Here is an 18,406-nt window from a genome sequence, read left to right as displayed (position 1 = left end):
AACCCGTGCACCTCCCCAAGGCCGAACTCCATCTGCACATCGAAGGCACCCTCGAACCCGAGCTGGCCTTCGCCCTCGCCGCGCGCAACGGCGTGGACCTGCCGTACGCGGACACCGAGGAACTCCGCAAGGCCTACCTCTTCGACGACCTCCAGAGCTTCCTGGACCTCTACTACGCCCTGATGGCCGTGCTCCGCACCGAGCGCGACTTCGAGGAGCTCGCCGACGCCTACCTCGCCCGCGCCGCCACCCAGGGCGTCCGGCACGCCGAGATCTTCTTCGACCCGCAGGCGCACACCGCCCGCGGCGTCCCGATCGGCACCGTCGTCGAGGGGCTCGGCCGGGCGCTGGAGCGCAGCGAGGAGAAGCACGGCATCTCCACCCAGCTGATCATGTGCTTCCTGCGCGACGAGTCCGCCGACTCGGCGCTGGAGACCCTGGAGGCGGCCAGGCCGCACCTGCACCGGATCAGCGCGGTCGGCCTGGACTCCGCGGAGGTCGGCCACCCGCCCGCCAAGTTCCGCGAGGTCTTCGAGGCGGCCGCCGCGCTCGGGCTGCGCCGGGTCGCCCACGCCGGGGAGGAGGGCCCGCCCGCCTACATCCGCGAGGCCCTGGACGTCCTCGGCGTCGAGCGGATCGACCACGGGCTGCGCTGCATGGAGGACCCGGAACTGGTGGAGCGGCTGGTCGCCGAGCGGGTGCCGCTCACCCTCTGCCCGCTGTCCAACGTACGGCTGCGCGCCATCGACGTACTGGAGGAGCACCCGCTGCGCGAGATGATGGCCGCCGGCCTCCTGTGCACCGTCAACTCCGACGACCCCGCCTACTTCGGCGGCTACGTCGGCGACACCTTCCACGCCGTCCACGAGGCGCTCGGACTCGACCGCGAGCAGCTGCGCACCCTGGCCCGCAACTCCTTCGAGGCGGCCTTCCTCGACCACGACGAGGAGCGCCGGGCGCGCTACCTGTCCGAGGTCGAGGCGTACGCGTTCGACTGACCGGCGCCGCCCGCCGGACCGGCCGTGCGGAACGCACCCCGCACCGGCCGCCTGCGCCGTACCGGCAGGCTGATCTCCGTGACGGCCTGCTCGGGCGAGCCCAGCCGGGGCACGGCCCCGGGCACCGCCCCGGTGGTGACGGCGAGCAGCGCGGCCGGTGCGCCGCCCCGGCGGCGCACCGACCCCGGCACCAGCGGGCGGCCGCCGGTGTGCAGCGCGACGGCGGTGAACGGGGCGGCGATCAGCAGCGTGGCCGCGCCCAGCACCAGCCCCATCACCGGGTAGCCCGCCAGCTCCGACAGCACACTGCCGAGCACCGGGCCGCAGGCCACCCCGACCGACGACGCGGAGCCCGCGAGCACCGCCCAGCGGCCGCGCGCGTCCAGCGAGGCGGCCAGCCCGATCAGATACGACAGGACCACCGGGTACACGGTGTTCCAGAGGATCTCGCCGGTCGCGAACGAGCCGAGGCTCCCGGCCGAGGAGCTGAGCACGATGCTCACCGCGATGACCACGGTCCCCAGCCCGATCGGCACCGCCCGTCCCACCCGGGCCCCCAGCAGCCCGGCCCCCGCCACCCCGAGCAGCCCGGCCCCGAGCGCCGCGGCGAACACCGCGCCGATGACGACCTCGGAGAGCCCGACCTGGGCGACCCCGATCCGGCCGCTGACCCCCCACAGCGCGTTCTGCGCCATGGACCAGACGAGCATCCCGCCCGCGAGCACCAGCCCGGACCTGCGGTGCGGCAGCCGGCCGCCGGCCGGAGCGCCGGAGACGGCGGGCGCGGGGCCGCCGAGCCGGGCGGTGGCGGGCCAGACGAGCAGCGCGACCAGGGCGATCGAGGCGAACGGCAGCCGGTGGCCGCCGCCCAGGTGCGGGATCGTCAGATAGAGGGCGCCCGCCGTGGCGGAGACGCTCAGCAGCCCGAGCGAGGACGTCCGGTGCGGGTCGCGCTGGGCTGCGATGCCCGAGGCGGCCACGGCGGTCGCCGTCCCCGAACCGATCCCGCCGACCACCGCGCCCGCCACCACCAGCGGCACCGATCCGGCCAGCGCCGCGCAGCCGTACCCGGCCATCGCCAGCAGCAGCCCGATCCGGGCCGGACGCCGCGGCCCGTACGACTCGACCCGGCCCGCCAGGGAGAACCCGGCGCCCGCCGAGCCCAGCAGCAGGGCACTGCCGACCAGACCGGCCTGGGCCGTGCCGAGGCCGAGATGGACGGAGAGCCGCCCGACGATGGTGGGGAGCAGGTAGGAGGCGAGGTAACCGGCGGTGAACACGGCGACCAGAGGCCACGCGGCGCGCGGGCGCGAGGACATGGGCGTTCCTGAAGACATGCCGGGACACGGCAGAAGGCAAGGGGAGGGCAATGCGGGACATGCGAGATGTACGGGACGTACGGGGAATTCGCGCCACTCGTCGGCAACCGTCACCGAAGGGGCTCGCGAGCCAATTTGTATCAACCGCGGACAGTCCCCCGAAAGGTGGCCTCAAGTGATCTGGGTCACATCTGTGTTTACGCTCCGAGTGCGCGGGTAATAGCTGACGTTTGCGCTGGTCCACGCCGTGCCCAAGGTGCTGCGACCGGCTCGCGCGACCGGCGGCGCGCGCCCTCCGGTCACGCCTCCCGATCGGGCACACTGGCCGGATCCACCACGACCGGGAGTGCAAGGTGAGCGCGGACATTCCAGGCATCGACCCACTCGACGGGCTGCGCGCCCCGCAGGACCCGGACTGCGACGTCTTCCTCACCGGCACCGTCTTCCTCGACATCATCTTCACCGGCCTGGACAGCGCCCCCGTGCGCGGCACCGAGTCCTGGGCGCGCGGCATGGGCTCCAGCCCCGGCGGCGTCGCCAACATGGCCACCGCCCTCGCCCGGCTGGGCCTGCACACCTCCCTGGCCGCCGCCTTCGGCGACGACCACTACGGCGAGTACTGCTGGGACGCCCTGGAGCAGGGCGAGGGCATCGACCTGTCCATGTCGCACACGGTCCCCGGCTGGCACTCCCCGGTGACCGTCTCGATGGCCTACGAGGGCGAGCGGACGATGGTCTCGCACGGCCACGAGGCCCCCGGCCCAGACGGCCCCGACGACGCCCCGGACGTCCCCCGCTGCCCGCCCCGGGCCCGCGCCGCCGTCGCCTCCCTCGCCCCCGGCCGCAGCGAACCCTGGGTCGCCGCCGCGGCCCGCGCTGGCGCCCGGATCTTCGCCGACGTCGGCTGGGACGAGACCGGCCGCTGGGACCTGGACGCCCTCACCGACCTGGAGCACTGCCGGGCCTTCCTCCCCAACGCGGAGGAGGCGATGCGCTACACCCGCACCGACTGCCCGCGCGCCGCCGCCCACGCCCTGGCCGAACGGGTGCCGCTCGCCGTGGTCACCCTCGGCCGGGAGGGCGCGTACGCGGTGGACGCGGCGACCGGACAGAGCGCCGAGGTGCCCGCGATCGAGGTCGAGGCGCTCGACCCCACCGGCGCCGGGGACGTCTTCGTCGCCGGATTCGTCACCGGCACCCTGGCGGACTGGCCGCTGGCCGACCGGCTGGCCTTCGCCGGACTCACCGCCGCCCTCTCCGTCCAGGAGTTCGGCGGCTCGCTCTCGGCACCCGGCTGGACGGAGATCGCCGCCTGGTGGCAGCGGGTCCGCACCTTCGACGACCAGGACCCGGCCGCGCTGCGCCGCTACGCCTTCCTGGACGACCTGCTGCCCGCCGCCGCCCGCCCCTGGCCGCTGCGCCGCGCCGTCCCGACGATCGGCTTCCGGCACCACGCCTGACGACCGCGGGGCCCGGTTCGCCCGTCTGTGCGAAAAAGCTCTCGGTGTTGCGGGTGCGGGGCCGTACGCTTGGTAATCCGAGAGGTTGTCGATCGGCGAGAACCTTGCAACGGGAGGTATGCGCAGGCCACAGAGCCGGCCCATGACTCAGACACCCACAGCCCAGACCCCTGCGCCGAGGCAGGCGCGAGCCCACTTCACCGTCCCCGCGAGCCATCCGATGGTGACGGTCCTGGGCTCGGGTGACGCCTTGCTGCGCGTGATCGAGACGGCCTTCCCGGCGGCCGACATCCACGTCCGGGGGAACGAGATCAGCGCCGTCGGGGACGCGGCGGAAGTCGCCCTGATCCAGCGCCTGTTCGACGAGATCATGCTGGTGCTCCGCACCGGTCAGCCGATGACGGAGGACGCAGTGGAACGCTCGATCGCCATGCTCAGGGCGGCGGAGCGCGGAGAGAAGGACGGCGAGGAGACCCCCGCCGAGGTGCTCACGCAGAACATCCTCTCCAGCCGCGGCCGCACCATCCGCCCCAAGACGCTCAACCAGAAGCGGTACGTCGACGCGATCGACAAGCACACGATCGTCTTCGGCATCGGCCCCGCGGGCACCGGCAAGACCTACCTCGCCATGGCCAAGGCCGTCCAGGCCCTCCAGTCCAAGCAGGTCAACCGGATCATCCTGACCCGCCCCGCCGTCGAGGCCGGCGAGCGGCTCGGCTTCCTGCCCGGCACGCTCTACGAGAAGATCGACCCGTACCTGCGCCCCCTCTACGACGCGCTGCACGACATGCTCGACCCCGACTCGATCCCGCGCCTCATGGCGGCGGGCACGATCGAGGTGGCGCCCCTGGCCTACATGCGAGGCCGGAGCCAACCGGTCTTCACGAACGTGCTCACGCCGGATGGCTGGCGTCCCATCGGCGAGCTCCAGGTCGGCGACCTTGTCATCGGCTCCGACGGCGAGCCCACGCCTGTCCTCGGCGTCTACCCGCAGGGCGAAAGAGACATCTACCGGGTCTCCGCCCAGGACGGTTCCTGGACTCTGTGCTGCGGCGAGCATCTGTGGACGGTCCGCACGGCGTCGGACAAGCGCCGTGATCGGCCCTGGCGGGTCATGGAGACCCAGGACATGATCGGCAATCTTCGCGCGGCGCACGCCCGCCGTTACGAACTGCCGATGCTCACCGCGCCCGTCAGCCTTCCCGCGCGAGAAGTCCCGATGGACCCGTATGCGGTGGGGCTTCTGCTCGGGGACGGCTGTCTGACCGGCTCGACCACCCCGGCGTTCGCCACCGAGGACCGCGAACTGGCCGAGGCGCTGGAAGAGGCACTGCCCGGTGTTTCGGTACGGCACAAGGGCGGGCCGGACTATGTTCTGAACAGGCAGAAGGCGCCGGGCGACGTCGTCACGCTGGAAAACCCGGTCACCCGTGTCCTGCGTGAGCTGGAGCTGCTGGGCAGCCGGTCCCACTCCAAGTTCGTGCCGGACGTGTACCTCCGTAATTCCGCGGACGTCCGCCTGGCCGTTCTCCAGGGGCTGCTCGACGCGGACGGTGGCCCGGTCACGCAGCGGGGACGTACCTGCCGTGTCCAGTACTCGACGGCATCGATCCTTCTCCGTGACGACGTGATCGCACTCGTGCAGTCCCTCGGGGGCACCGCGTACACCCGGCGCAGGGCTGCCGAGGGGCGCGCACCCGGGCTGGCGAGGGGCCGCGAGGTCCATCACCGCTACGACAGCCATGTGGTCGACATCCGCCTCCCCGAGGGCATCGAGCCCTTCCGCCTCGCCCGCAAGGCCGAGAGGTACCACGCGGCGGGCGGCGGCGGCCGTCCGATGCGTTTCATCGACAGCATCGAGCCGGCCGGACGGGAGGAGACGGTCTGCATCCAGGTGGCGGCGGAGGACTCGCTCTACGTCACACAGGACTATCTGCTGACCCACAACACCCTCAACGATGCCTTCATCATCCTCGACGAGGCGCAGAACACCAGCGCCGAGCAGATGAAGATGTTCCTGACCCGGCTCGGCTTCGACTCGAAGATCGTCATCACCGGTGACATCACCCAGGTCGACCTGCCGAACGGCACGAAGAGCGGTCTGCGCCAGGTCCAGGAGATCCTCGACGGGGTGGAGGACGTCCACTTCTCCAGGCTCACCTCCCAGGATGTCGTCCGGCACAAGCTCGTCGGCCGTATCGTCGACGCGTACGAGAAGTACGACAGCCGAGACAGCCACAACGGGAAGCAGTAGCAGCGCACCATGTCGATCGATGTCAACAACGAGTCCGGAACCGAGGTCGACGAGCAGGCGATCCTCGACATCGCCCGCTACGCACTCGCGAGGATGCGGATCCATCCGCTGTCCGAGCTCTCGGTGATCGTGATCGACGCCGACGCCATGGAGCAGCTCCACATCCAGTGGATGGACCTTCCCGGTCCGACCGATGTCATGTCCTTCCCGATGGACGAGCTGCGTCCGCCGTCGAAGGACGACGAGGAGCCCCCGCAGGGGCTCCTCGGCGACATCGTGCTCTGCCCTGAGGTCGCCAAGAAGCAGGGCGACGAGGCGGAGACCCGGCACTCCATGGACGAGGAGCTCCAGCTCCTCACCGTCCACGGGGTGCTGCACCTCCTCGGGTACGACCACGAGGAGCCGGACGAGAAGGCCGAGATGTTCGGGCTCCAGGCCGCGATCGTCGACGGCTGGCGCGCGGAGCGGGGCATGGAAGGCCCGTCGCCCGCCCCCACCGTCTCGTGAGCGTTCCCCTCGTCCTCGGTGCCGTGCTGCTGGTCGTCGTCGGCTGGCTGGCGGCCTGCGCGGAGGCGGGCATCGCCCGGGTCTCCAGCTTCCGGGCCGCCGAGGCGGTCCGCTCCGGCCGGCGCGGCAGCGCCCGGCTGGAGCAGGTCGCGGCCGACCCGACCCGCTACCTCAACATGGCCCTGCTGGTCCGGGTCGCCTGCGAGATGTCGGCCGGGGTGCTCGTCACGTACGCGTGCCTGAAGGAGTTCCCGGAGACCTGGCAGGCGCTGGCCGTCGCCATGGCGCTGATGGTGCTCGTCTCCTACGTCGCCATCGGCGTCTCGCCGCGCACCATCGGCCGCCAGCACCCGCTGAACACCGCCACCGCCGCCGCGTACGTCCTGCTGCCGCTGGCCCGGGTCATGGGCCCGATCCCGCAGCTGCTGATCCTCATCGGCAACGCGCTGACCCCCGGCAAGGGCTTCCGCAAGGGGCCGTTCGCCAGCGAGGCCGAGCTGCGCGCGATGGTCGACCTCGCCGAGGCGGAGTCGCTGATCGAGGACGAGGAGCGCCGCATGGTGCACTCGGTCTTCGAGCTCGGTGACACACTCGTGCGCGAGGTCATGGTGCCGCGTACGGACCTGGTCTGCATCGAGCGCTACAAGACGATCCGGCAGGCGCTGACCCTGGCCCTGCGCTCCGGTTTCTCCCGCATCCCGGTCACCGGGGAGAACGAGGACGACATCGTGGGCGTCGTCTACCTCAAGGACCTGGTCCGCAAGACCCACATCAACCGCGACTCCGAGGCCGACCCGGTCTCCACCGCGATGCGCCCCGCCACCTTCGTGCCCGACACGAAGAACGCGGGCGACCTGCTGCGCGAGATGCAGCAGGAGCGCAACCACGTCGCCGTCGTGATCGACGAGTACGGCGGCACGGCGGGCATCGTCACCATCGAGGACATCCTCGAGGAGATCGTCGGCGAGATCACCGACGAGTACGACCGCGAGCTCCCGCCCGTCCAGGAGCTCGGGGACGACCGCTTCCGGGTGACCGCCCGCCTGGACATCGGCGATCTCGGGGAGCTGTTCGGCTTCGACGAGTACGACGACGAGGACGTGGAGACCGTCGGCGGGCTGCTGGCCAAGGCGCTGGGGCGGGTGCCGATCGCCGGTGCCTCGGCCGTGGTCGACCTGCCGGACGGGCGCCGGCTGCGGCTGACCGCGGAGTCCCCGGCCGGCCGCCGGAACAAGATCGTCACGGTGCTGGTGGAGCCGGTGGCGCCCGAGCCGGAGGAGGCCGCGTGACCCCGGAGAAGCTGCGGGCGCTCTGCCTGGGGTTCAACGCGAGCGTCGAGGAGTTCCCGTTCGGGCCCGAGACCTCCGTCTTCAAGGTGCTCGGCAAGATGTTCGCGCTCAGCGCGCTGGACGCCCGCCCGCTGACGGTGAACCTGAAGTGCGATCCGGACGAGGCGGTGCGGCTGCGGGAGAAGTACGAGGCCGTGGTGCCCGGCTGGCACATGAACAAGCGCCACTGGAACACGGTGACGGTCTCCGGCGTCCCCGACCGGGTCCTGCGCGAGCTGGTCGAGGACTCCTACGACCTGGTGGTGGCCGGGCTGCCCCGGGCGGAGCGGCTCCGGCTCGACCGGCCGTAGGCCGGGTCCCGGCGGCCCGTGCGCGGGGGCTCGCGCACGGGCGCGGCGCCGGTTCGTATGCTCGGCACATGACTGAGAGCACCGACCTCGGCCCCGAGGACCGCAAGATCGTCACGCTGGCACGCAGCGCCCGTGCCCGCAACGGTGTGCCGGAGGGCGCGGCCGTACGGGACGAGACCGGGCGCACCTACGTCGCGGGCACCGTACGGCTGGAGTCGCTGAAGCTGAGCGCGCTCCAGACCGCCGTGGCCATGGCCGTCGCCAGCGGGGCCACCTCGCTGGAGGCGGCCGCGGTCGTCTCGGAGGCGCAGGCCCCGTCCGAGGAGGACCGGGCCGCCGTGCGCGATCTGGGTGGTCCGGACACCCCGGTCCTGCTCGCCGGGCCGGACGGCGCCCTGCGGGTCAGTGTCACGGCGGGCTGACCCGGCCGCAGTTCCGTGCGCGCGTACGGATCTTGACAGCATCTGATGGTCCATCAGTGAACGTGCTCCGTCCCCATTGACTTCTTCGGGGGCGGAGCCGTCAATGGGCCCCCGTCGGCGCGGGCGCGGAAGAGCCGCTGCCCGCATCCGCAGGAGGGGGCTCCATGCGTTCGACCGTCCGCAGAGTCAGTACGCGAAGATCCGGCGCCCGCAGGCATCCCGCCCGCGCCCGCCGCTGGGCCGCCGCGCTGGGCGTCGGCGCGCTCGTCGTCGCCGGGGGAGGCGTGCTCGCGGGCCCCGCGCAGGCCCTGGCGACCGCCTCGGTCCCGGTGGACTTCCCCACCCACTGCATCCCGCCGGCCATCGCGGGCATTCCGCCGATCGACGGGACGACCAGGGCCGAGATCACGGTCGACAACGCCGCCCCGAAGGTCGGCGACACGGTCACCGTCACCTACACCGTGATCGAGGCCGCCGCGAGCAACCCGGTCGACCTCGCCCTGCCCGCCGACATCATGACGCCGACCGGCAAGGTCACCGTCGGCGGCGCCCAGAGCGCGAGCGTCACGGTCACCGGCCCGAAGAAGAACGACCCAGTGCCCGGCAAGGGCGTCTTCCCGTCGTTCTCGATGACCGGCACCTTCACGGTCACCGCCCCCGGGCAGATCAGGCTCTCGCCCGGCGACTACAACATCCACACCAGCTACATCATGGAGCTGGACACCCCCTGCACGGTGACCGATCCGCCCGCCCCCGTCTCCGAGACGATCATCGCGACGGACGAGGGCGGCCAGGTCAACGAGCGCGCCATCCGGCTCGGGGCCGCCTCCGGCCCGGCGGGCGGGGCGGTCGCCGTCACCGGGTCGAAGTTCACCCCGGGCGCCCCGGTCACCCTGGCCGGCCGGGCCGGTGACCGGCAGACCGCCGACACGGCCACCGTCACCGCGGACGGCTCGGGCGGCTTCGACGGACGGCTCACCGTCACCGACCCGGCGACCACCGGGATCGTCGCGTACGAGGGCGGCTCCTGGGACCCGGCCAAGGGGGCGGGCCCCCAGGCGTACACCGTCACCCCCGGCGGCGGTGAGGTTCCGGACGGCAGCCAGCGGCTGAAGACCTCCGTCCGGGCGGGCACCCTCTCCATGCTCCAGGACGGGGACACCGTCGAGATGTCGGCGGTCGACCTCGGCCGCGGCGGCGCCTCCCGGGGCTCCCTGCGGACGGTCACGGTCGAGGACTACCGCGGCGGCCCCGCGGGCTGGTCCCTGACCGGGAAGGTCACCGACTTCCAGGGCCCCGGCGGCGCGACGATCGGTGCGTCGGCGCTCGGCTGGACCCCGGCCTGCACGACGAAGGCCGGCAGCCCGAGCACCTGCCTGGCGGGCTCGGCCGGACCGGTCGGCAGCGGGGGCGCCACCCTGGCCTCCGCCCCGAACGGCGCGGTGACCGGCGGCGAGTTCACCGTCGACGCCCGGCTCGCGCTGACCGTACCGGCGTACACCGCCCCCGGCGCGTACTCCGGAGTGCTCACCCTCACCCTCACGTGACCGAGCGTCTTCCCGCAGCCGGTGGTCCGGGCGCGCACCCGCCCGGACCGTCGGCACGTTCCGTCCCGCCCACCACCCGGGGGTCCCGTACCGTGCGCCGCATCCGCATCCGCCCGTTCCCGCCGACCGGCATCCGCCCGGCCGGTCTCCTCCTGGCCGGTCTGCTCCTGGCGGCCGGGACGCCCCCCGCCCACGCCGCGGACAACGGCAGCTGGTCGGTCTACCCGGCCACCACCCGCCTCGGCCAGCGCCCGTACTTCTACCTGTCGGCCGACCCCGGGGCCACGCTCCACGACAAGGTCACCGTCACCAACAAGGGCGACCGGCCGCGGACCTACCGCCTCTACGCGGCCGACGCCTACAACACGGCCCGTGACGGCGGCTTCGCCGTACGCGGCGAGGACGAGCGGCAGCGCTCGGTCGGCGCCTGGGCCAGGACCGGCCGCCCACGGGTCACCGTGCCCCCGCGGGGTTCGGTGGACGTCCCGATCACCGTCACCGTCCCCGAGGACGCCGAACCGGGCGACCACCCCGGCGCGCTGGTCGCCCTCGACGAGCAGGTCGGCCCGGCCGGTGACGGATCCGTCGCCGTCGGCATCCGGCGGGCCGTCGGCGCCCGGATCTACCTGCGGGTGAACGGGCCGACCGTGCCCGCGCTCTCGGTGGACGACATCCGCATCGAGCACAGCCAGCCCCTGGTCCCCGGCACCGGCAGCAGCCGGGCGGTCATCTCGTACACGCTCCGCAACCGGGGCAACGTCACCCTCAGCCCCAAGGTCGCGCTCCGGGCCGAGGGGCTCTTCGGCCGCACCCTGCTCGCCCGCGACCTCAAGCGCGTCCCCTCCGAACTGCTGCCGCGCCAGCAGGTCCGGCTGACCGAGCAGTGGGCCGGCGCCCCGCAGCTGGAATGGGGCGAGGTCCGGCTCACCGCGAGCGCCGACCGGACCAGGGAGTCCGCCACCGCCTCGTACTTCGCGCTGCCCTGGCTGGTGGCGGGGGTCCTGCTGGTGGCCGTCGCCGGAGGGACCGCGCTGTGGGTACGGGCCCGCCGCGCCCGGAGCCGTACGGCCTGAGAGCCTGCCGGGCGGCCCCTGACCGGGCGGCCACGCCCCGGCACGCGCGCCTCCGGCATGCCGGAAGGACCGAGCAGCCCCGCCACCAGGCCCTCCCGGTGCCCCGGAATCGCACGCACCGTGCCGCGTCCGCTCTGCGGTCGGAGGCCACCCGGCAGGCTCGGCGCCGGCACCGACCGGCCCCGCGGTACGGCGGGGCCGCCGGGATCGGGGACAATGGGCGCCATGAGCGTTCGACCTGACACAGACGCCGCCGCGCGGCAGGCCCCGGGCACAGCCCCCCACCGGGCCGGTTTCGCCTGCTTCGTGGGCCGCCCCAACGCGGGCAAGTCCACTCTCACGAACGCTCTGGTCGGCCAGAAGGTGGCGATCACCTCCAACCGGCCGCAGACCACCCGGCACACCGTGCGCGGCATCGTGCACCGCGAGGACGCCCAGCTGATCCTGGTCGACACGCCCGGCCTCCACAAGCCGCGCACCCTGCTCGGCGAGCGGCTCAACGACGTCGTGCGGACCACCTGGGCCGAGGTCGACGTCATCGGCTTCTGCCTGCCCGCCGACCAGAAGCTCGGCCCCGGCGACAAGTACATCGTCAAGGAGCTCGCGGCGATCAGGAAGACGCCCAAGCTCGCCATCATCACCAAGACCGACCTGGTCGACTCCAAGCAGCTCGCCGAGCAGCTGATCGCCGTCTCCCGGCTCGCCGAGGAGCTCGGCTTCGAGTGGGCGGAGATCGTCCCGGTCTCCGCCGTCGAGGACAAGCAGGTCGGGCTGCTGGCCGACCTGATCGTGCCGCTGCTCCCGGAGAGCCCGCCGCTCTACCCGGAGGGCGACCTCACCGACGAGCCCGAGATGGTCATGGTCGCGGAGCTGATCCGCGAGGCCGCGCTCGAAGGCGTACGGGACGAGCTGCCGCACTCCATCGCGGTCGTCGTCGAGGAGATGCTGCCGCGCGAGGACCGCCCGGCCGACAAGCCGCTGCTCGACATCCACGCCAACGTCTACATCGAGCGCCCCAGCCAGAAGGGCATCATCATCGGCCCCAAGGGCAAGCGGCTGAAGGACGTCGGGACCAAGTCCCGCAAGCACATCGAGGCGCTGCTCGGCACGCCGGTCTTCCTGGACCTGCACGTGAAGGTCGCCAAGGACTGGCAGCGCGACCCCAAGCAGCTGCGCAAGCTCGGCTTCTGAAGCCCGCTCCTCATCCGCCGTCGGCCGGTCTCACGCGCCCTCCTTCAGGACGCGTGAGATCAGGGCCCGCTGGGCGTCGGTCAGCTTCGGGTCCGCGCAGTGCACCGTGCGGCCGCCGACCGTGATCCGGTAGCGGAAGCCGTCCGGCACCCCCTGCGGAGGCGCCTCGTGGCCCTCGGCGAGCGCGGACGCAGCCAGCGCCTCCCACTCCGCCCCGTCGACCCGCCCGGCGGTGTCGATCTCACGATCGCGTGGGATGCCGGTGAAACCACCGGTCCTGCTGACCTGAATACGCATGCGACGACCTCCGGGCCGGGCGGGCTGACTGGGTTCTACGAGGTCGGAACACCCACTTCCGACCACGCCTTCAGGACGGCCTCGACCTCGTCGCCCTCACCGAAGCGGCTGCGGGCGGCCTCGACCGTCAGCCGGGCGAACTCCGAGAAATCGGCGTCCGTGGCCAGTTGACCACCTGTGAGCACATCGAACCAGAGCTGGCCGGCCCGTTCCCACGCATGGCCGCCGAGCGCCGTCGCCAGCAGGTAGAACGCGCGGTTGGGAATGCCGGAGTTGATGTGCACCCCGCCGTTGTCCTGGCTGGTGCGGACGTAGTCGTCCATCGAGGCGGGCTGCGGGTCCTTGCCGAGCACGTCGTCGTCGTACGCCGTGCCCGGGGCCTTCATCGAGCGCAGCGCGACGCCCTGGACGTCGGGGGCCAGCAGGCCGGCGCCGATCAGCCAGTCGGCCTGGTCGGCGGTCTGGCCCAGGGTGTACTGCTTGACCAGGGAGCCGAAGACGTCGGACACCGACTCGTTGAGCGCGCCGGACTGGCCGTAGTAGCTCAGGTTGGCGGTGTACTGGGTCAGGCCGTGGGTCAGCTCGTGGCCGATCACGTCGATCGCGACGGTGAAGTCGAGGAAGACCACCCCGTCCCCGTCGCCGAAGACCATCTGCTCGCCGTCGAAGAAGGCGTTGTTGTACTTCTCGTCGTAGTGGACCGAGCCGATCAGCGGCAGCCCGTTGCCGTCGATCGAACGGCGGCCGTACGCCTTGAGGAGCAGCTCGAAGGTGGAGCCGAGCCCGGCGTACGCGCGGTTGACGCTGGCGTCCTGGGTCGGGTCGTCGCCCTCGGCGCGGACCTTGGTGCCCGGGAGATCGGTGCGGTGGCGGCAGTCGTAGATCGTCCGGTTCGGCTTGTCGGACTCCTCCGCACCGTCCGCGGGACGGGGCGCGACGGCGACCATCGTGGTCATCTGGCGCCGGGTGCGGCGGGCCGCGTCGCCCTCCAGGGTGCGGCGGGAGGGCCCGGCGAGGTCGGGGTTCTCGGACTGCGAGAGCTTGTCGAGAACGTGGGGCGGCACGATCGTGCAGAAGACGGGGTGGAACCCGTCGGGTGACTGAGGCTGCATACAACCGACTGTGGCACCGGCGTCACCGCGATGTCACCCATTGCGACGAGGATTGACGAAATGGAGTGATCGGTCGCCGTTGGGCGTTTCCTGCGCCCGGTCCCGCATACTGATACGGGACGGACGCATCAGCCGCCTCTCGGCTACGCTCGCCGCATCATGCGTTTCGGGCTGCTTCTTCTTAGCTGCCGCGGCGAGGGCCTGTAGTCGTAGGCCGACCCCCTCCCCGCGGAGTCTGGTGCTGCAGCGACACAGTCGGCCGTCCCACCGCTGGATCCCGAGGAGCCGTACGTCATGACCGCCACCCGCCCGACGCCGATCACCAACGCGACGCGGCTGCAGAAGCCGTCCGGGATGCCGATCCACAAGTACCGCGGTTACGACGCGGTCGACATCCCCGACCGCACCTGGCCGGACCAGCGGATCACCCAGGCCCCCCGCTGGCTCTCCACCGACCTGCGCGACGGCAACCAGGCCCTGATCGACCCGATGTCGCCGGCCCGCAAGCGCGAGATGTTCGACCTGCTCGTACGCATGGGCTACAAGGAGATCGAGGTCGGCTTCCCGTCCTCCGGCGAGACCGACTTCGCGTTCGTCCGCTCCATCATCGAAGAGGGCGCGATCCCCGAGGACGTGACGATCTCCGTCCTGACCCAGGCCCGCGAGGACCTGATCGAGCGGACCGTGGAGTCCCTGATCGGCGCCCGCCGCGCCACCGTCCACCTGTACAACGCCACCGCGCCGACCTTCCGCCGGGTCGTCTTCCGCGGCTCCAAGGACGACATCAAGCAGATCGCCGTGGACGGCACCCGGCTGGTCATGGAGTACGCGGAGAAGCTGCTGGGCCCGGAGACGGTCTTCGGCTACCAGTACAGCCCGGAGATCTTCACCGACACCGAGCTGGACTTCGCCCTGGAGGTCTGCGAGGCCGTCTGCGACGTCTGGCAGCCCGGGGAGGGCCGCGAGATCATCCTCAACCTGCCCGCCACCGTGGAGCGCTCGACGCCGTCCACGCACGCGGACCGGTTCGAGTGGATGTCGCGCAACCTGACCCGCCGCGAGCACGTCTGCCTCTCCGTCCACCCGCACAACGACCGCGGCACCGCCGTCGCCGCCGCCGAGCTGGCCCTGATGGCCGGGGCCGACCGGATCGAGGGCTGCCTGTTCGGCCAGGGCGAGCGCACCGGCAACGTCGACCTGGTCACCCTGGGCATGAACCTGTTCTCCCAGGGCGTCGACCCGCAGATCGACTTCTCCCAGATCGACGAGGTCCGCCGCACCAGCGAGTACTGCAACCAGATGGAGGTCCACCCGCGCCACCCCTACGCGGGCGACCTGGTCTACACCGCCTTCTCCGGCTCCCACCAGGACGCCATCAAGAAGGGCTTCGACGCCATGGAGGCCGACGCGGCCGCCCAGGGGCGGACGGTCGACGACATCGAGTGGGCGGTGCCGTACCTGCCGATCGACCCGAAGGACGTCGGCCGCAGCTACGAGGCCGTCATCCGGGTCAACTCGCAGTCCGGCAAGGGCGGGATCGCCTACGTCCTGAAGAACGACCACAAGCTGGACCTGCCGCGCCGGATGCAGATCGAGTTCTCCCGGATCATTCAGGCCAAGACCGACGCCGAGGGCGGCGAGGTCACGCCGACCCAGATCTGGTCCACCTTCCGCGACGAGTACCTGCCCAACCCGGACGACGCCTGGGGCCGCGTACAGCTGCGCACCGGCCAGACCACCACCGGCTCCGACGGCCGCGACACGATCACCGTCGAGGCGACCGTGGACGGCACCGACACCGTGCTGAGCGGCACCGGCAACGGCCCGATCTCCGCGTTCTTCGAAGCGCTGCAGGCCATCGGCATCGACGCCCGGCTGCTGGACTACACCGAGCACACCATGAGCGAGGGCGCCAGCTCCCAGGCCGCCTCGTACATCGAGTGCGCCATCGACGGAAAGGTCCTGTGGGGCATCGGCATCGACGCCAACACCACCCGGGCCTCGCTCAAGGCCGTCGTCTCCGCCGTCAACCGCGCCAGCCGCTGACCCCGGCGCCCCGCGGGGCACCGCCCGGACCCCGTCCTCCCGTACCAGGAGGGCGGGGTTCGGCCATCTCCGCGGTGGTTGTGACGGGCGAGGTGCTGACGCCGCCTCACGACTGTGGTTAACATCACGTGCACCCGGCAATGTTGCCGGAGTGTTACGGAGGTGTGCGACGTGCGGTCAGCGCTGGGACGACGCGCCAGGAAGCTGCGCATCTGCGGCATTCGCACCACCTGGGACCCGGTCGGCGACGGGGAGTTCTTCTGCCCCGGCTGCGGCGGCGACCGGAACTACCGCCGCCTCACCGGCCGTCGGCGCTTCGCCGTGCTCGGCGTGCCGATGGTGGGCCGCGGCACCGTGGGTCCGGTCGTCGAATGCGCCGCCTGCCGGGAGCACTTCGGCATCGACGCGCTCGACCACCCCACCACCACCCGGCTCTCCACCATGCTCCGGGACGCCGTCCACACCGTGACGCTCGGCGTCCTGGCGGCCGGCGGCACCGCCTCCCGCCCCGTCCTGGAGGCCGCGACCGCCACCGTCCGCGGCGCCGGGTTCGACGACTGCACCGCGGAGCAGCTCCGTACCGTCGTCGAGGTCCTCGCCGCCGACGTCGGGGACGGCTCGGGGCCGGCCGCCGAGGCGTGCGGCGCGGCCCTCGCCATCGAGCTCCACGAGGCGCTGGAGCCGCTCGCCCCGCACCTGGCCCCCGCCGGGCGCGAGGCGGTCCTGCTCCAGGGTGCCCGGATCGCGCTCGCCGACGGCCCGTACGGACCGGCCGAGCGCGAGGTGCTGACCACCATCGGCGCCGCCCTCCAGCTCCGTGCCGAGGACACCGCCCGGCTCCTCGCCGAGGCCGCCCGCACCCCCTCCTGACCGCCCGGCGGCCCGGCACCCCGTCCCCGTACCGGACAATGGACGCATGAGCTTGTTCCGGGACGACGGCGTGGTGCTGCGCACGCAGAAGCTGGGCGAGGCCGACCGGATCATCACGATCCTGACCCGCGGCCACGGCCGGGTGCGCGCCGTCGCCCGAGGCGTGCGGCGCACCAAGTCCAAGTTCGGCGCCCGGCTGGAGCCCTTCTCCCACGTCGACGTGCAGTTCTTCGCCCGGGGCAGCGAGCTGATCGGCCGCGGGCTGCCGCTCTGCACCCAGAGCGAGACGATCGCCCCGTACGGCGGCGGCATCGTCACCGACTACGCCCGCTACACCGCCGGCACCGCGATGCTGGAGACCGCCGAGCGGTTCACCGACCACGAGGGCGAGCCGGCGGTCCAGCAGTACCTGCTGCTCGTCGGCGGGCTGCGCACCCTGGCCCGGGGCGAGCACGAACCGCATCTCATCCTCGACGCGTTCCTGCTGCGCTCGCTCGCCGTCAACGGCTACGCCCCGAGCTTCGCGGACTGCGCCCGGTGCGGACTGCCGGGGCCGAATCGGTTCTTCTCCGTCGCGGCGGGCGGGGTGGTGTGCGGCGACTGCCGGGTGCCCGGCAGCGTCGTACCCTCGGCGGAGGCCGTCACGCTGCTGAGCGCGCTGCTCAGCGGCGACTGGGAGACGGCGGACGCGTGCGAGACGCGTCATGCCAGGGAGGCGAGCGGGCTGGTGTCCGCGTATCTGCACTGGCACCTGGAGCGCGGGCTGCGCTCACTGCGGTATGTAGAGAAGTGACACAGGCGGATCAGGCACAGGGAGCGGGACAGTTTCATGGCAGTACGCGGGATGCTCGGCGGCCGTAACAAGCGCGACTACAAGACCCCGGAACCGCACCCGTCCGGTGCCACGCCCCCCAGGATCCCCGGCGAGCTGGTGCCCAAGCACGTAGCCGTCGTGATGGACGGCAACGGCCGCTGGGCCAAGGAGCGCGGTCTGCCGCGCACCGAGGGCCACAAGGTCGGCGAGGGCGTCGTCATGGACGTGCTCAAGGGCTGCATCGAGATGGGCGTCAAGAACCTCTCGCTGTACGCGTTCTCCACGGAGAACTGGAAGCGGTCCCCGGAAGAGGTGAAGTTCCTGATGAACTTCAACCGGGACGTGATCCGCCGCCGTCGCGACGAGATGGACGAGCTGGGCATCCGCATCCGCTGGGTGGGCCGGATGCCCAAGCTGTGGAAGTCCGTGGTCCAGGAGCTCCAGGTCGCCCAGGAGCAGACCAGGGACAACGACAGGATGACGCTGTACTTCTGCGTCAACTACGGCGGCCGGGCCGAGATCGCCGATGCCGCGCAGCGGATCGCCCAGGACGTGGCGGCCGGGAAGCTCGACCCGTCGAAGGTCAACGAGAAGACCTTCCAGAAGTACATCTACTACCCGGACATGCCGGACGTGGACCTCTTCGTCCGCCCCAGCGGGGAGCAGCGCACCTCGAACTACCTGATCTGGCAGAGCGCCTACGCCGAGATGGTCTTCCAGGACGTGCTCTGGCCGGACTTCGACCGCCGCGACCTGTGGCGGGCCTGCCTGGAGTTCGCCCAGCGGGACCGGCGCTTCGGCGGTGCGGTGGAGACGCAGCAGCTCGCGAAGTGACGGCGGGAGGTCCGGGGGCGGTG

Annotated in this window: 17 protein-coding genes; 14 read left to right on the top strand and 3 right to left on the bottom strand. The window is 72.0% G+C overall.

Features of this window, described 5'->3' with window-relative positions; genetic code table 11:
* Positions 1-5: 5 nt before the first annotated feature.
* Positions 6-998: an adenosine deaminase gene (locus ACF08W_RS10015; RefSeq protein WP_352275227.1), complete on the top strand. Its 993-nt coding sequence runs from the start codon at positions 6-8 to the stop codon at positions 996-998.
* Here ACF08W_RS10015 and ACF08W_RS10010 read toward each other — a convergent pair.
* Positions 962-2,317 carry an MFS transporter gene (locus ACF08W_RS10010; protein WP_392278988.1) on the bottom strand — a complete coding sequence of 452 codons (1,356 nt, stop codon included), beginning with the start codon at positions 2,315-2,317 and terminating at the stop codon, positions 962-964. The two genes, ACF08W_RS10015 and ACF08W_RS10010, sit on opposite strands and share 37 nt — an antisense overlap.
* Before the next feature lie 353 nt (positions 2,318-2,670).
* On the opposite strand from ACF08W_RS10010, the gene ACF08W_RS10005 reads away from it, so the two are divergent.
* The 9 genes from ACF08W_RS10005 (at position 2,671) to era (ending at position 12,410) form a co-directional block, all read left to right on the top strand.
* Complete coding sequence (locus ACF08W_RS10005; RefSeq protein ID WP_352275224.1) at positions 2,671-3,777, top strand: PfkB family carbohydrate kinase; 1,107 nt, start codon at positions 2,671-2,673, stop codon at positions 3,775-3,777.
* 142 nt (positions 3,778-3,919) lie between these two features.
* Positions 3,920-6,031 (top strand): PhoH family protein, encoded by a 2,112-nt coding sequence (locus ACF08W_RS10000; RefSeq protein WP_392278987.1) that lies wholly within the window; start codon positions 3,920-3,922, stop codon positions 6,029-6,031.
* 9 nt (positions 6,032-6,040) lie between these two features.
* Positions 6,041-6,538 carry an rRNA maturation RNase YbeY gene (gene ybeY, locus ACF08W_RS09995; RefSeq protein WP_352275221.1) on the top strand — a complete coding sequence of 166 codons (498 nt, stop codon included), beginning with the start codon at positions 6,041-6,043 and terminating at the stop codon, positions 6,536-6,538.
* Positions 6,535-7,827, top strand: coding sequence for a hemolysin family protein (locus tag ACF08W_RS09990; RefSeq protein WP_392278986.1), 1,293 nt, complete (start codon positions 6,535-6,537; stop codon positions 7,825-7,827). The genes ybeY and ACF08W_RS09990 overlap by 4 nt, the downstream gene beginning before the upstream one ends.
* Positions 7,824-8,177, top strand: coding sequence for an MmcQ/YjbR family DNA-binding protein (locus ACF08W_RS09985; RefSeq protein WP_352275219.1), 354 nt, complete (start codon positions 7,824-7,826; stop codon positions 8,175-8,177). The genes ACF08W_RS09990 and ACF08W_RS09985 overlap by 4 nt, the downstream gene beginning before the upstream one ends.
* Before the next feature lie 68 nt (positions 8,178-8,245).
* Positions 8,246-8,599 (top strand): cytidine deaminase, encoded by a 354-nt coding sequence (locus ACF08W_RS09980; RefSeq protein ID WP_392278985.1) that lies wholly within the window; start codon positions 8,246-8,248, stop codon positions 8,597-8,599.
* A gap of 164 nt (positions 8,600-8,763) precedes the next feature.
* A complete protein-coding gene (locus ACF08W_RS09975) occupies positions 8,764-10,146 on the top strand; it encodes a beta-xylosidase (protein WP_392278984.1) in 1,383 nt (460 codons plus the stop codon).
* Positions 10,147-10,247: 101 nt separating this feature from the next.
* On the top strand, positions 10,248-11,219 hold the full coding sequence (locus ACF08W_RS09970) for a WxL protein peptidoglycan domain-containing protein (RefSeq protein WP_385205171.1): 972 nt from the start codon (positions 10,248-10,250) through the stop codon (positions 11,217-11,219).
* 216 nt (positions 11,220-11,435) lie between these two features.
* On the top strand, positions 11,436-12,410 hold the full coding sequence (gene era, locus ACF08W_RS09965; protein ID WP_352275215.1) for a GTPase Era: 975 nt from the start codon (positions 11,436-11,438) through the stop codon (positions 12,408-12,410).
* Between the two features lie 30 nt (positions 12,411-12,440).
* Here the strand turns inward: era and ACF08W_RS09960 are convergent, their stop codons facing one another.
* Both ACF08W_RS09960 and ACF08W_RS09955 read right to left on the bottom strand, forming a co-directional pair.
* Positions 12,441-12,707, bottom strand: coding sequence for a protealysin inhibitor emfourin (locus ACF08W_RS09960; RefSeq protein ID WP_392278983.1), 267 nt, complete (start codon positions 12,705-12,707; stop codon positions 12,441-12,443).
* A gap of 35 nt (positions 12,708-12,742) precedes the next feature.
* Positions 12,743-13,819, bottom strand: a complete 1,077-nt coding sequence (locus ACF08W_RS09955; RefSeq protein ID WP_392278982.1) for a M4 family metallopeptidase — start codon at positions 13,817-13,819, stop codon at positions 12,743-12,745.
* A 294-nt stretch (positions 13,820-14,113) separates the two neighbouring features.
* On the opposite strand from ACF08W_RS09955, the gene leuA reads away from it, so the two are divergent.
* The 4 genes from leuA to ACF08W_RS09935 all read left to right on the top strand — a co-directional run bounded on the left by leuA (position 14,114) and on the right by ACF08W_RS09935 (position 18,383).
* On the top strand, positions 14,114-15,865 hold the full coding sequence (gene leuA, locus ACF08W_RS09950) for a 2-isopropylmalate synthase (protein ID WP_392278981.1): 1,752 nt from the start codon (positions 14,114-14,116) through the stop codon (positions 15,863-15,865).
* Positions 15,866-16,036: 171 nt separating this feature from the next.
* The gene (locus ACF08W_RS09945; protein WP_392278980.1) at positions 16,037-16,735 is read left to right on the top strand and encodes a TerB family tellurite resistance protein; all 699 of its coding nucleotides are present in this window, start codon (positions 16,037-16,039) and stop codon (positions 16,733-16,735) included.
* 46 nt (positions 16,736-16,781) lie between these two features.
* Entirely contained in the window at positions 16,782-17,528 is a 747-nt protein-coding gene (recO, locus tag ACF08W_RS09940; protein ID WP_352275207.1) for a DNA repair protein RecO, read from the top strand.
* 36 nt (positions 17,529-17,564) lie between these two features.
* On the top strand, positions 17,565-18,383 hold the full coding sequence (locus ACF08W_RS09935) for an isoprenyl transferase (RefSeq protein WP_352275205.1): 819 nt from the start codon (positions 17,565-17,567) through the stop codon (positions 18,381-18,383).
* Positions 18,384-18,406 lie beyond the last annotated feature (23 nt).

The organism is Streptomyces sp. NPDC015144 (genome assembly GCF_043079735.1).
Taxonomy (GTDB): domain Bacteria; phylum Actinomycetota; class Actinomycetes; order Streptomycetales; family Streptomycetaceae; genus Streptomyces.
The sequence above is the reverse complement of the archived record's forward strand: the minus strand, read 5'-3'. Positions and strand labels throughout refer to the sequence as shown.